Origin of the sequence: Stenotrophomonas sp. SI-NJAU-1 (assembly GCF_020883215.1) — a bacterium.
Taxonomy (GTDB): domain Bacteria; phylum Pseudomonadota; class Gammaproteobacteria; order Xanthomonadales; family Xanthomonadaceae; genus Stenotrophomonas; species Stenotrophomonas indicatrix.
Genome location: NZ_CP086598.1, coordinates 3135487 through 3147476 on the forward strand (window position 1 = coordinate 3135487; position 11990 = coordinate 3147476).

The 11990-nt window shown below is 67.9% G+C and carries 10 protein-coding genes; 7 read left to right on the plus strand and 3 right to left on the minus strand.

Annotated features, from left to right (window positions below; genetic code table 11):
* Positions 1-9 precede the first annotated feature (9 nt).
* The gene (gene leuS, locus LMF57_RS14410) at positions 10-2652 is read right to left on the minus strand and encodes a leucine--tRNA ligase (protein ID WP_117311945.1); all 2643 of its coding nucleotides are present in this window, start codon (positions 2650-2652) and stop codon (positions 10-12) included.
* Between the two features lie 105 nt (positions 2653-2757).
* A complete protein-coding gene (locus LMF57_RS14415) occupies positions 2758-3366 on the minus strand; it encodes a DUF998 domain-containing protein (protein ID WP_229290089.1) in 609 nt (202 codons plus the stop codon).
* Positions 3367-3519: 153 nt separating this feature from the next.
* Here LMF57_RS14415 and trxA point away from each other — a divergent pair, with 153 nt between their 5' ends.
* The 5 genes from trxA (at position 3520) to LMF57_RS14440 (ending at position 9129) form a co-directional block, all read left to right on the plus strand.
* Positions 3520-4377: a thioredoxin gene (gene trxA, locus LMF57_RS14420; RefSeq protein WP_229290090.1), complete on the plus strand. Its 858-nt coding sequence runs from the start codon at positions 3520-3522 to the stop codon at positions 4375-4377.
* Between the two features lie 106 nt (positions 4378-4483).
* Positions 4484-6184 (plus strand): FecR domain-containing protein, encoded by a 1701-nt coding sequence (locus LMF57_RS14425; protein WP_324255941.1) that lies wholly within the window; start codon positions 4484-4486, stop codon positions 6182-6184.
* Positions 6181-7815 carry a CHASE2 domain-containing protein gene (locus LMF57_RS14430; RefSeq protein ID WP_229290092.1) on the plus strand — a complete coding sequence of 545 codons (1635 nt, stop codon included), beginning with the start codon at positions 6181-6183 and terminating at the stop codon, positions 7813-7815. The genes LMF57_RS14425 and LMF57_RS14430 overlap by 4 nt, the downstream gene beginning before the upstream one ends.
* An 88-nt stretch (positions 7816-7903) precedes the next feature.
* On the plus strand, positions 7904-8356 hold the full coding sequence (locus tag LMF57_RS14435) for a DUF4442 domain-containing protein (RefSeq protein WP_032975063.1): 453 nt from the start codon (positions 7904-7906) through the stop codon (positions 8354-8356).
* A gap of 53 nt (positions 8357-8409) precedes the next feature.
* A complete protein-coding gene (locus LMF57_RS14440; RefSeq protein WP_117310977.1) occupies positions 8410-9129 on the plus strand; it encodes a hypothetical protein in 720 nt (239 codons plus the stop codon).
* Positions 9130-9136: 7 nt separating this feature from the next.
* On the opposite strand, the gene LMF57_RS14445 is transcribed toward LMF57_RS14440, so the two are convergent.
* Positions 9137-10408 (minus strand): hypothetical protein, encoded by a 1272-nt coding sequence (locus tag LMF57_RS14445; protein ID WP_229290093.1) that lies wholly within the window; start codon positions 10406-10408, stop codon positions 9137-9139.
* 84 nt (positions 10409-10492) lie between these two features.
* On the opposite strand from LMF57_RS14445, the gene LMF57_RS14450 reads away from it, so the two are divergent.
* Positions 10493-11176, plus strand: a complete 684-nt coding sequence (locus tag LMF57_RS14450) for a DUF502 domain-containing protein (protein ID WP_132824507.1) — start codon at positions 10493-10495, stop codon at positions 11174-11176.
* Positions 11173-11958, plus strand: coding sequence for a queuosine precursor transporter (locus LMF57_RS14455; RefSeq protein ID WP_229290094.1), 786 nt, complete (start codon positions 11173-11175; stop codon positions 11956-11958). The genes LMF57_RS14450 and LMF57_RS14455 overlap by 4 nt, the downstream gene beginning before the upstream one ends.
* Positions 11959-11990: the final 32 nt, after the last annotated feature.

Sequence of the window (11990 nt, forward strand, 5' to 3'; positions counted from 1 at the left end):
CCAGGTACATCAGGCAGCGACGATGTTCACGATCTTGCCGGGGACGATGATGATCTTGCGCACCACCAGGCCTTCCAGGAACCTGGCCGCGTTCGGCTCGGCCAGCGCCAGCGCTTCAACCTGTTCACGCGCGGCATCGGCGGCGACCTCGATCGTGCCACGCAGCTTGCCATTGACCTGTACGGCCAGGGTCAGCGCATCGCGAACGAGGGCCTTCTCGTCCGCCACGGGGAAGGCGATGTCTTCCAGCAGCGTTTCGCCATGGCCCAGCACCTGCCACAGGGCATGGCTGGCGTGCGGGGTGATCGGGTTGAGCAGCAGCACGATGGCCTGCAGCGCTTCCTGGCGCACGGCACGCCCCTGCTCGCTGCCGTCCTCGAACCTGGCCAGTGCGTTCATCAGCTCCATCACGGCGGCAATGGCGGTGTTGAAGCTGTGGCGGCGGCCGTAGTCGTCACCGACCTTGCCGATGGTCTCGTGGGTCTTGCGGCGCAGCGCCTTCTGGCCTGCATCCAGCGCGGCCGCGTCCAGCGCCGGTGCAGCGCCGTCGGCAGCATGCTTGTGCACCTGTGCCCAGAGGCGACGCAGGAAGCGGGCCATGCCGTCCACGCCGGCTTCGTTCCATTCCAGCGACTGTTCCGGCGGTGCAGCGAACATCGAGAACAGGCGCACGGTGTCGGCACCGTACTTGCCGACCATCGCCTGCGGGTCCACGCCGTTGTTCTTCGACTTGGACATCTTCTCGGTACCACCGACCACCACCGGCTGACCGTCGGCGATCAGGGTGGCGCCGGTGATGCGGCCGCGCTCATCGCGCTGCACTTCCACATCGGCCGGGTTGATCCAGTCCTTCGAGCCGTCCGGGTTCGGGCGGTAGTAGGTCTCGGCGATCACCATGCCCTGGCACAGCAGGTTCCGCGCCGGCTCGTTGCTGTCCACCATCCGCGCGTCGCGCAGCAGCTTGTGGTAGAAGCGGAAATACATCAGGTGCAGGATCGCGTGCTCGATGCCACCGATGTACTGGTCCACCGGCAGCCAGTAGTTGCCACGCTTGTCGACCGCATCGCGGGCGCCCGGCGAGGTGTAGCGGGCGTAGTACCAGCTCGACTCCATGAAGGTGTCGAAGGTGTCGGTCTCACGCTCGGCCGCGCCGCCGCAGTCCGGGCAGGTGGTCTTGCGCCATTCCGGATCGGTCTTGATCGGCGAGCCGGTACCGGCGAACGCCACGTCTTCGGGCAGCACCACCGGCAGCTGGTCTTCCGGCACCGGCACCGCGCCACACTTGTCGCAGTAGATCACCGGGATCGGGCAACCCCAGTAGCGCTGGCGGCTCACGCCCCAGTCGCGCAGACGGTAGTTCACGCGGCGCTGGCCCTGGGCCTTGCGCTCGAAACGCTCGGCCAGCGCTTCGAAGGCGCCCTGGAAGTCCAGGCCATCGAACTCGGCCGAATTGACCAGCTCGGTCTGGCGGCTCTTGTCGCTGTACCAGTCCTGCCAGCGCGTGCCATCCCAGTTGCGCTCGTCGTCGTTGCGCGGGTCCTTCAGGGCAATGACCTGCACGATCGGCAGGCCGTACTTGTTGGCCACTTCGTTGTCGCGCTGGTCATGGCCGGGAACGGCCATCACCGCACCGGTGCCGTAGCCCATCAGCACGAAGTTGGCGACCCACACCGGCACCTTCTCGCCGGTGACCGGATGGATGGCGCGCAGGCCGGTATCCATGCCGCGCTTTTCCTGGGTCTCCAGCTCGGCCTCCGATACGCCGCCCTGCTTCATCTCCGACAGCAGCGCAGCCAGTTCCGGATTGTTCTTCGCCGCATGCAGGGCCAGCGGGTGTTCGGCCGCGATCGACACGAAGGTCACGCCCATCACGGTATCCGGACGGGTGGTGAACACGCGCAGCGGATCCAGTGCAGTGCCATCGACATCACGCACGTCGAACTGGATTTCCAGGCCTTCGGAGCGGCCGATCCAGTTGCGCTGCATGGTCTTGACCGATTCCGGCCAGCCGTCCAGCTCATCCAGGCCGTCCAGCAGTTCCTGGGCATAGTCGGTGATGCGCAGGAACCACTGCGGGATCTCGCGCTTTTCCACCAGCGCGCCGGAGCGCCAGCCACGGCCGTCGATGACCTGCTCGTTGGCCAGCACGGTCTGGTCGACCGGGTCCCAGTTCACCACCGCGTTGCGGCGGTAGGCCAGGCCCTTGCGCATCAGGCGGGTGAACATGCGCTGCTCGTGGACGTAGTAGTCCGGGCGGCAGGTGGCGAACTCGCGCGACCAGTCGATGGCATAGCCCAGCGACTGCAGCTGGCTGCGCATGTGGTCGATGTTCTTGTAGGTCCAGGCGGCCGGCGCGGTCTTGTTCTTGATCGCGGCGTTTTCCGCCGGCAGGCCGAACGCGTCCCAGCCCATCGGCTGCAGGACGTTGTGGCCGGTCATGCGCTTGTAGCGGCTGATCACGTCGCCGATCGTGTAGTTGCGCACGTGGCCCATGTGCAGCGCACCGGACGGATACGGAAGCATCGACAGGCAGTAGTACTTCGGCTTGTCCGAGGCTTCATCGACCTCGAAGGCACGGGTAGCATCCCAGTACTGCTGGGCGGCGGATTCAACCTGCTGCGGATCGTAAACGTTGGGTTCGACGCTGGTCATGTAACACGCGGTTGCGGCGGCAAAGCGGTACAGCGTACCGCAGTGCGGCAAATGGCTCCAATCCTGCCTGCCGGACCGGCGCGCGGCGTGGCAGCGGGAAGCGTCTCAGCGCCCGCGCGACAGAGGCAGGGCCAAGGCCAGCCACAGCGCCCAGCAGGCAAAAGCCAACCGCTGTGCCAGCGCCGCCGGCAGCACCCCCGGCAGGCCGAACGCCAGCACACCGGCACCGATTCCGCAGGCCAGCGCCAGCAGGCCCAGCCTGCGTCCGCCGGGATGCCGCAGCCGCGCCGCCCCCAGCATCACGCTGCCGACGACAAAGGCCAGTGCCCAGACCATCCACACACTAGCGTGCAGTCTGCTGGCCGGGCCCTGCATGTCCATCTGGTCCTCGAAATCCAGCGGCAGCAGGCCCATCGCGATGAAGGCAAGACCGGCCAGCAGCAGCAACTGGTTGCCCACGCGCGCCGACAGCGCCGCATCCACCGGCAGCTGGCGGCGCAGGCGCGCAGCCACGACGACCGCCAGCGCGCCCGGCAGCACCAGGCCCAGCAGGTTGAAGCCCAGCGCATGGGGAATGCCGCGCGCGCCCAGCCAGGTCACCGGGTGCAGTGCCTGCGAATAGTCCGGCAACGCCGCACCGAAGCCGGCCACCGACAGCACCAACAGGGCTGCGGCGAGCACGCCTACCCAACGATCCAGCCGAACCACGGACATTGCAGCCACTCTTCAGGAGAACATCAGGCCATTGTCACGGCAGCTGCCACCTGCGCCAAGCCGTACGCGATTTCACGGTGGGCAGGACCGCAGGGTTGAGACCGGCAAGGTTCGTCACCATAGAATCGGTCTCCAGATGCCGAACGATGCCCCATGACCGAGACGACCTACGTATTCGATGCCACCACTGCCACCTTCGAGGCGGAAGTGCTGCAGAAGTCGCTGCAGACGCCGGTCCTGGTGGATTTCTGGGCGACCTGGTGCGAACCGTGCAAGACCCTCGGCCCGATGCTGGAGAAGCTGGCCGGCGAATACAACGGCGCCTTCGAGCTGGCCAAGGTCGATGTGGACAAGGAACAGCAGATCGCGGCGGCCTTCCAGATCCGTTCGGTGCCCACCGTGTTCCTGGTCAAGGGTGGGCAACTGGTGGACGGCTTCCCCGGCGCCCTGCCGGAAGGCCAGCTGCGTGAATTCCTGGCCCAGCACGGCGTTGTGCCGGCTGACGTCGGCGACACCATCGCCGAGGACGAAGCGCCGCTGGACCCGCAGGCACAGGTGGACGTGCTGCGCGCGCAGATTGCCGCCGAGCCGGACAAGGATGAGCTGAAGCTCGACCTGGCCCTGGCCCTGCTGCAGGTCGGCGGCGTGGACGAGGCCGGCACCCTGATCGATGCCCTGCCCGCCAACCTGGCCACCGACGACCGCGCCGTGCGTGGCCGCGCCCGGCTCACCTTCGCCGCCGCGCTGAAGGACGCCCCGCCCGCCGAGGATCTGGATGCCCGCATCGCCGCCGACGGCAAGGATCTGCAGGCACGCCACCTGCGGGGTGTGCAGCTGCTGCTGGCCGGCGAGGACGAAGCTGCGCTGGAACAGTTCCTGGAGATGCTGCGGATCGACCGCGGTTTCCAGGAAGGACTACCGCGCAAGACCCTGATCGATGCGTTCAACGTCATCGCCGATGAAGACCTGGTCGGCCGTTCGCGGCGCCGGATGGCCTCCCTGCTGTTCTGAACGGGACCGGCATCGTTCAGAATCCCTGCACTGAACGCGGGCAATAATGCCCGCGATGGTGGCCCCAGGGCCACCACGATCCGTTCGGGGGGATGAGGTCGGGGCCATGGGGTCTTGCAGCTGCGCCCCCGCTTTGCCGGGACAGCTATCCGTGACCGTTGGCCGCTCGTCGTCTTTCATCATGCGTTTCCTGCGCACACTGCTGTGTGCCCTCTGCCTGTTGCCGGCAATCGCCGGCGCCCAGGACTGGAACTACCGGGTCCGCCCCGGCGATACCCTGTGGGATCTCGGCGCGGCCTATCTGAAGCCCAGCGTCGGCTGGCAGCAGCTGCAGCAGCACAACCGCATCGACAATCCATACCGGCTGCCGCCGGGTGAGCTGCTGCGCTTCCCGATCGGCTGGCTGCGCGTTGAACCCGCCCCGGCGCGGGTACTGGCCGTGCGAGGGCAGGTTGAATTGAGCGCGGCCGATGGCAGCAGCAGCCGCACGGTGCGCGCAGGCGAACTTCTGCACATCGGCGATGCGATCCAGACCAAGGCCGATTCCAGCATCACCCTGGAATTCGCCGATGCGTCGCGGTTGCAGCTGCGCGAGTACTCACGACTGCGGCTGGACCAGCTCAGCCGCTATGGCCGCACCGGCATGGTCGATACCCGCCTGCGCCTGCAGCAGGGGCGCGCCAGCAACCGGGTCACCCCTGCGCGCGGGCCGGCCTCGCGCTACATCATCGATGCCCCCACGGCCACCAGCAGCGTGCGCGGCACTGTGTTCCGGGTCAGTGCCGGCGATGACGCCCATGCCGGTGCCACCGAGGTACTGGAGGGTAAGGTGCAGGTCGGCAACCCGCATGGCCAGCGTCTGGTGCACCCCGGCCAGGCCAGCCGCAGCGCGGGCAGCGGAGCGGCGCCCGAAGCGGTTTCCGGCCTGCTGCCGGCACCGCGCCTGCATGCCGATTCGACCCGCCTGGGAGCCCTGCCGGCACAGCTGGCGTGGGAGCCGGTGACCGGTGCCGATCATTACCGGGTGGAAGTCGTGCAGGCCGCCACCCCGGAAATCCTGCTGTTTGCCACCACCACCACCGACACCCGGCTGGTGATCGGCGAGCTGCCGCCAGGAACGCTGCGCCTGCTGCTGCGCGCGGTGGATGCACAGGGCGTGGAAGGCCTGGATGCCAGCGAAGATTTCGTGCTCGACGACCAGCCGCCACCGCCGCTGACCATCTCCCCGCTGCAGGGTCAAACGGTCAACAGCGACCGTCCCCGCTTCCACTGGAGCCAGGCGCCCGGCGCCAGCAGCAGCGTGCTGCAGGTGGCCGACGAGCCACAGTTCCTGCAGCCGCTGCGCGAGCAGAGCACCGGCGGCACCGACCTGCGCCTGGGCCAGCCGCTGCCTCCCGGCCAGTACTACTGGCGGATCGCCTCGCGTGATGACCAAGGCCACCAGGGTCGCTATGGCCAGGCAATGACGCTGCAACTGACCGATGAGCCCGTGGACCCGGCACTGCAACCGCCGGAAGCAGCCAATGGCGAGCTGACGGTGCGCTGGCAGGCGGGAAGCGATGGACAGCGCTACCGGGTGCAGGTCGATCGTCGCGGCGACTTCAGCGCGCCGCTGCTCGATACCACCGTCGACCAGCCGCAGGTCAGCTTCAAGCGACCGTGGCGCGGCACGCTGCACATCCGTGTGCAGTACATCGATGACGACGGCCATGCTGGCCCGTTCTCGCCTGCCCAGCAGGTCAAGCTGCCGTGTCGCCTGTGCTACGGCGCCGGCAGCAGTGCCCTGCTGCTGTGGCTGTTGCTGTGAGGCGCTCGCCGCTGCCATGGTCGCGACGGATCCTGCTGGCCCTGCTGGCGGGTGCAGCGACAGCGGGGGTCAGCCATGGCCAGTGGCTGTGGCGGCAGGACGAAAGCGCGTACGACATGATGGTCGGCAGCTGGGATTACCGCCCCGACCCCAGCGTGCTGATCGTAGCCATCGACGAGGGCAGCCTGCAGCGGCTGGGTCAGTGGCCGTGGCCGCGCTCGGTGCATGCGCGCCTGCTGGACCGCCTGACCGACGCTGGTGCCGAGCGCGTCGCGCTGGACCTCATGCTGTCCGAGCCCGACCGTCGCGATGCGCGCCAGGATGCCGAGCTGGCAGCGGCGATCCGTCGCAATGGCCGTGTGGTGCTGCCGGTGCTGGCCGCGCCGGCCGCCGGTGACCGCATGGCCGAGGAAATGCTGCCGATCCCGCTGATTGCCGCCAGCGCAGCCGCCATCGGCCACAGCGACGTTGAAGTCGACGGCGATGGTGTCGCCCGCGGGGTCTACCTGCATGCCGGCATCGGCCAGGCACACTGGCCGGCACTCGGTCTGGCCTTGACCGGACTGCCACCGCAACGCGCACAGGGCCTGCCCGACCCTGACCCGGCGCTGGACTCGCCCTATCAATGGCGCCGCAATGATTACGTGCGCGTGCGTTATGCCGGGCCACCGGAACGCCTGCCGCAGGTGTCCTACGCCGATGTGCTGGAAGGGCGCGTGGATGCCTCGATGCTGCGTGGCAGGCGCATCGTGGTGGGCATGACGGCCAGCGGCATCGCCACCCGCCTGTTGACCCCCACCACCCGCGAATACTGGATGAGCGGCAGCGAGTACCAGGCCAACATCGCCTCGATGCTGCTGCAGGACAAGCAGATCGACGTGTTGCCCCGCGCCTGGCAGGACGCCCTGGCCGGCCTGCTAGTGGCCATGTGCGTGCTGCTGCTCGGGCTGCGCCTGCCCTGGGTGGTTGCCCTGTGCTCGCTGCCGGCCGCGCCGCTGCTGAGCTGGCTGCTGCTGCGCACCGGCAGCCTCTGGTGGGCTCCGGCCGGCGCGCTGCTCGGCATCGTGCTGGTGCTGACGGCGTGGGCGACCTGGCGCATCGCCTCCTGGCACCGCCAGGCCAACCGGGATGCGCTGACCGGGCTGGGCAACCGCCTGCGCTTCGAACAGTCGCTGCAACAGGAATGCGATGCGGCGCGCCGCAGTGGCAAGCCACTGACCCTGGCCCTGATCGATGTCGACCACTTCAAGCACCACAACGATCGCCATGGCCACCAGGTCGGCGACCGCGTGCTGTGCGAAGTGGCCCGCCTGATCCAGGCGCATGCCCGGCGCCCGCGCGACATGGCTGCCCGCTACGGCGGCGACGAATTCGCACTGGTGCTGCCCGACACGCCGGTTGAAGGCGCGCGGCAGGTGATCGAAGATCTGATCTCCTGCATCCGCGCCCTGCCGCCGCCCGGCGATGGCAGCAATTCAGGCGTCACCCTGACCATCGGCGTCTACACCCGTGTGCCCGACGGCGACCTGCAACCGCATCATTTCGTCGAAGGCGCCGACAACGCGCTGTACCGGGCCAAGGACAATGGCCGCGACGGCTATGTGATCGACGGCGGCACGCCCGCGCCGTAGCGCCCGGCAGGCCTGCCGGGGCGCTGCAGGCTACAACATACGCATGCGAATGGTTAGACTGGAAGCCCCGCCCCTGCCCGGTTCCCGCATGAAAGCCAGCACGTTCCGCTTCGGCATCAACCTGTGGCCACCGTTCCTGTTCACCGGCATCCATGTCACCCGGATCACCCCGGACTACCGGCAGATCGACGTGGAACTGCGCCTGCGCCCCTGGAACCGCAACTACGTCGGCACCCACTTCGGTGGCAGCCTGTTTGCGATGACCGATCCGTTCTGGATGCTGGGCCTGATGCACACGCTGGGCCGCGACTATTACGTCTGGGATCGCGCCGGTGCGATCGATTTCCTCAAGCCCGGTCGTGGAACGGTGCGCACGTCTTTCCGCATCGACGACGCCCTGCTGGATGAACTGCGCACGGCGGCGGCCGGTGGCGAAAAAGTGCTGCGCTGGTTCAGCAACGACGTGGTCGACGAAGCTGGCGAGGTGGTCGCGCAGGTACGCAAGCAGGTCTATGTGCGCCTGAAGCCACACGCACGGTAAAGCGGGCCGGCGCACGCCCGGCTATCCTCTGCAGCCCTGCCATGGAGGCTGCAATGCGCCTTTTCTTCCGTGTTGCGGCACTGACCGCCCTGCCCTTCGCCGCCACTGCACTGGACGTGCCGCCGGTGCGCTATCCCGCCGTGCCCGCCCAGGCCACCACGGCCGAGGGTTTCGTACCTGCCGGCTGGACGCTGGAATACAGGATCGAAGGCGACCTCGACCAGGACGGGCGCGCAGACCTCGCGCTGGTGCTGCGCCAGCAGGACCCGCGCAACATCATCGAACACGATGGGTTTGGTCCTTCGCCGTATGACAGCAACCCGCGCATCCTCGCCATCGCCTTCGCGCGACCGTCCGGTTACGTGCTGGCCGCGCAGAACCACACGCTCATTCCGCGGCCGGACTCGCCCGTGCTCAGCGATGCGCTGGCCGAAGGCACCGGCGTGTCGATCCAGCGCGGCGCACTGCGGGTGGGGTTGTACTCGTTCTCCAGCGCGGGCAGCTGGTCGATGGGCACCACCACGTTCACGTTCCGCTGGCAGGAAGGCGACTTCGCGCTGATCGGCTACGACCGCAATACGATGATGCGCAATTCCGGGCAGACCGAAGGCCTCAGCGTGAACTTCTCCACCGGCAAGGTGAAGCTGACCGAAGGCAGCATGCAGGACGACGAGGAACAGGTGCGCTGGCAGCCCCTGCGTGACCGCAAGCGCTGGACGCTGGACAGCGTCGGCGATGGCTGGGCGTTCAATCCGCTCGGCGACGGCGGCTGAGCGCGGCTCAATCAACCCGCAACGGCATCGACAGATACGGGCCTTCGCCTTCGCGCGCAGGCCCGCGCCGCAGCACCTGCACATAGCGGCCGTCGGCAGACACCTCGGGCGTGCGGGCGTTCGAACGCCATTGCGCCGGCAACCGCGCCAGCGCCTCGTCGGCGGGCCCGGGCTGCTGCCGCAGCCAGCGCTGCGCGCCGAGCAGGCGGATCATCGCCGCCGTATCCTGGCTGCGCGCCGCGTACGGCGCATGGTGCGGCCCGGCGATGGCACTCAACGTGCATCCCAGCGGATTGGCCATGCAGCGCACATCCCAGCGGGAGGGTGGCGATACAGGGAGCGGGACGTCGGCCGCCAGCGCCTTGGCTGCAGCGGGCCGGCATGCCCAGCCAAAACTGCCGGCGATCCGGGCCAGGGTGTGGTCGCGATCCAGCAGTAGACGGCTGCCCGCTGTCTGCGTGGACGCTTCCACCGCCGCCTTGTTCATCGCGAATTCGCCCTGCATTGCCTGGCACAGGCTCTGTTCGTCGACGTCCAGTGGCTGCAGCGCCGCCTCGCAGGGGGCGGGCAGCGCGTAATCCGGCGATTGCTCGGCCAGCATGTCGCCAAGCAGCGCGGCATGGGTCCGCACCACGGCGGCGCCCATCATGCCGTCCACCAGTGTGCTGCCGGTCCGCATCATCCGCCGACCAAACTGCACCGCACTGCAGCTGCCCTCGATGGCACCGGCCACATCGCCCTGCAGATAGGCCAGTGCCTGTGCACTTGCCCCATCCAGCAGCGGCACATAGGCCGGCAGAGGCATCGGCTCGTTTCCGCTGGGCCGGAACGGGGAATCGAAGCGATCGTAGTCCGCCATCCGGGCCAGCCGCTCGTGCAGGCCGGCATGCCCGGCGTGGGCGTCAGCGAAGCGCTGCGGATCAGTGCGTACCTGTGCCAGGCAGCCGACCGGTCCGACTGCACAACGACCTGACCGGTCCAGATTCAACGGCGCTCGCCTGGCGGCCAGCACCGACGCATGCGACGCCTGCGTGGGCGCCGTCTGCCAGCGCTGCAGATCTTCGGCCAATGCCGCCTCACGCTGGGCCAGGTCCAGGCCATCGAAAGGCAGCGTCCACAACAGGGCGAAGCCGTTCCTGCCTTCACCGGGATGCGCGGCTTCGAGCAGGCGCACCTCTTCCCGCTGGTCGGCCGACAACGGCCAGAACCTCGACAGCAGCCATGCCGCGGTGGCGATCACCAGCAGCCCCAGCATTGCCCTGCCCAACCACCGCAGCATCCTCAACACAGCATCCTTTCCCTGCATGGCCAACGCCTCCAACCCGCAGCGTAAACGAGCAGCGGTGACCGCTACAATGCGCGCATGTCGCTCGATGCCCCCGCCCTGGTTCCCCGCCCCTCCCTGCAGCGCCTGTTCCTGACCGGCCTGCTGACCCTGTTGCCGATCTGGCTGACCTGGGTGGTGGTCAAATTCGTGTTCGTGCTGCTGTCGGGCATCTCCAGCCCGCTGGTGGTGCCGCTGTCCGAACAGATCGCGACCAGCTTCCCGCATTACCTCGGCTGGGTCCGCGCCGAATGGATCCAGAACACCATTGCCCTGCTGGCCACCCTGCTGGTGATCCTGGCGGTGGGCGTGGCCAGCCGCCGCGTGGTCGGCCAGCGCCTGCTGCGCTGGGTCGGCGCGGTCATCAAGCGCATTCCGCTGGCCAGCATCATCTATGACAGCGCCAAGAAGCTGCTGGACATGCTGCAGACCGAGCCGGGCAGTACCCAGCGCGTGGTGCTGATCGACTTCCCGCACCGCGACATGAAGTCGGTGGGCCTGGTCACCCGGGTCATCAAGGAACAGGGCACCGACCGCGAACTGGCGGCCGTCTATGTGCCGACCACGCCGAACCCGACCTCGGGCTATCTGGAGATCGTGCCTGTCGAACTGCTCACCCCGACCGACTGGACGGTGGACCAGGCGATGAGCTTCATCATTTCCGGCGGTGCAGTGGCACCGGCCAGCGTTCCGTTCACCCGCGCCGGCGATCGTTCCGGATGAGCGAGGCGTCGCACGCGCGCCCGCTGCAGGACCGCGCGGTCCTGCTGTTCATCGTGCTGGCTGCGTTCTTCTGCGGCAACGCGGTGCTGGCCGAACTGATCGGGGTGAAGATCTTCGCGCTGGAAGACACCCTCGGCATCGACCCGCTGAACTGGAACCTGTTCGGCCAGACCGGCTCGTTGAGCTTCACCGCCGGCACGCTGCTGTGGCCGGTGGTGTTCATCATGACCGACACCATCAACGAATTCTTCGGCAAGCGCGGGGTGCGTTTCATCTCGTGGCTGGCGGTGGTGCTGATCGTCTACGGTTTCCTGTTCGCCTTCGCGGCGATTTCGCTGGCACCGGCCAGCTGGTGGGTGACCTCGATGGATGCCCACGGCGTGCCCGATTACCAGGCCGCCTTCGCGGCGGTGTTCGGACAGGGCATGTGGACCATCGCCGGTTCGCTGGTGGCGTTCCTGTTCGGCCAGTTGATCGACGTGGCGGTGTTCCACCGCATCCGCCAGGCAACCGGCGAGCGCCATGTATGGCTGCGTGCCACGGGTTCCACTGCGGTCTCGCAGCTGGTGGACAGCTTCGTGGTGATCTGGATCGCCTTCGTGCTCGGCCCGCAGCACTGGCCGACATCGCTGTTCCTGGCAGTGAGCAGCGTCAACTATGTCTACAAGATGGGCTTTGCGGTTGCCCTGATTCCGTTGCTGTACCTGATGCGGCGTGCAATCACCCGCTATCTGGGCGAACACCGCGCCGCCGACCTGCGCGCTGCGGCCGCGGCTGACTGAAGCCCCAGCGACGCGCAAGCTGACTGCGCCCC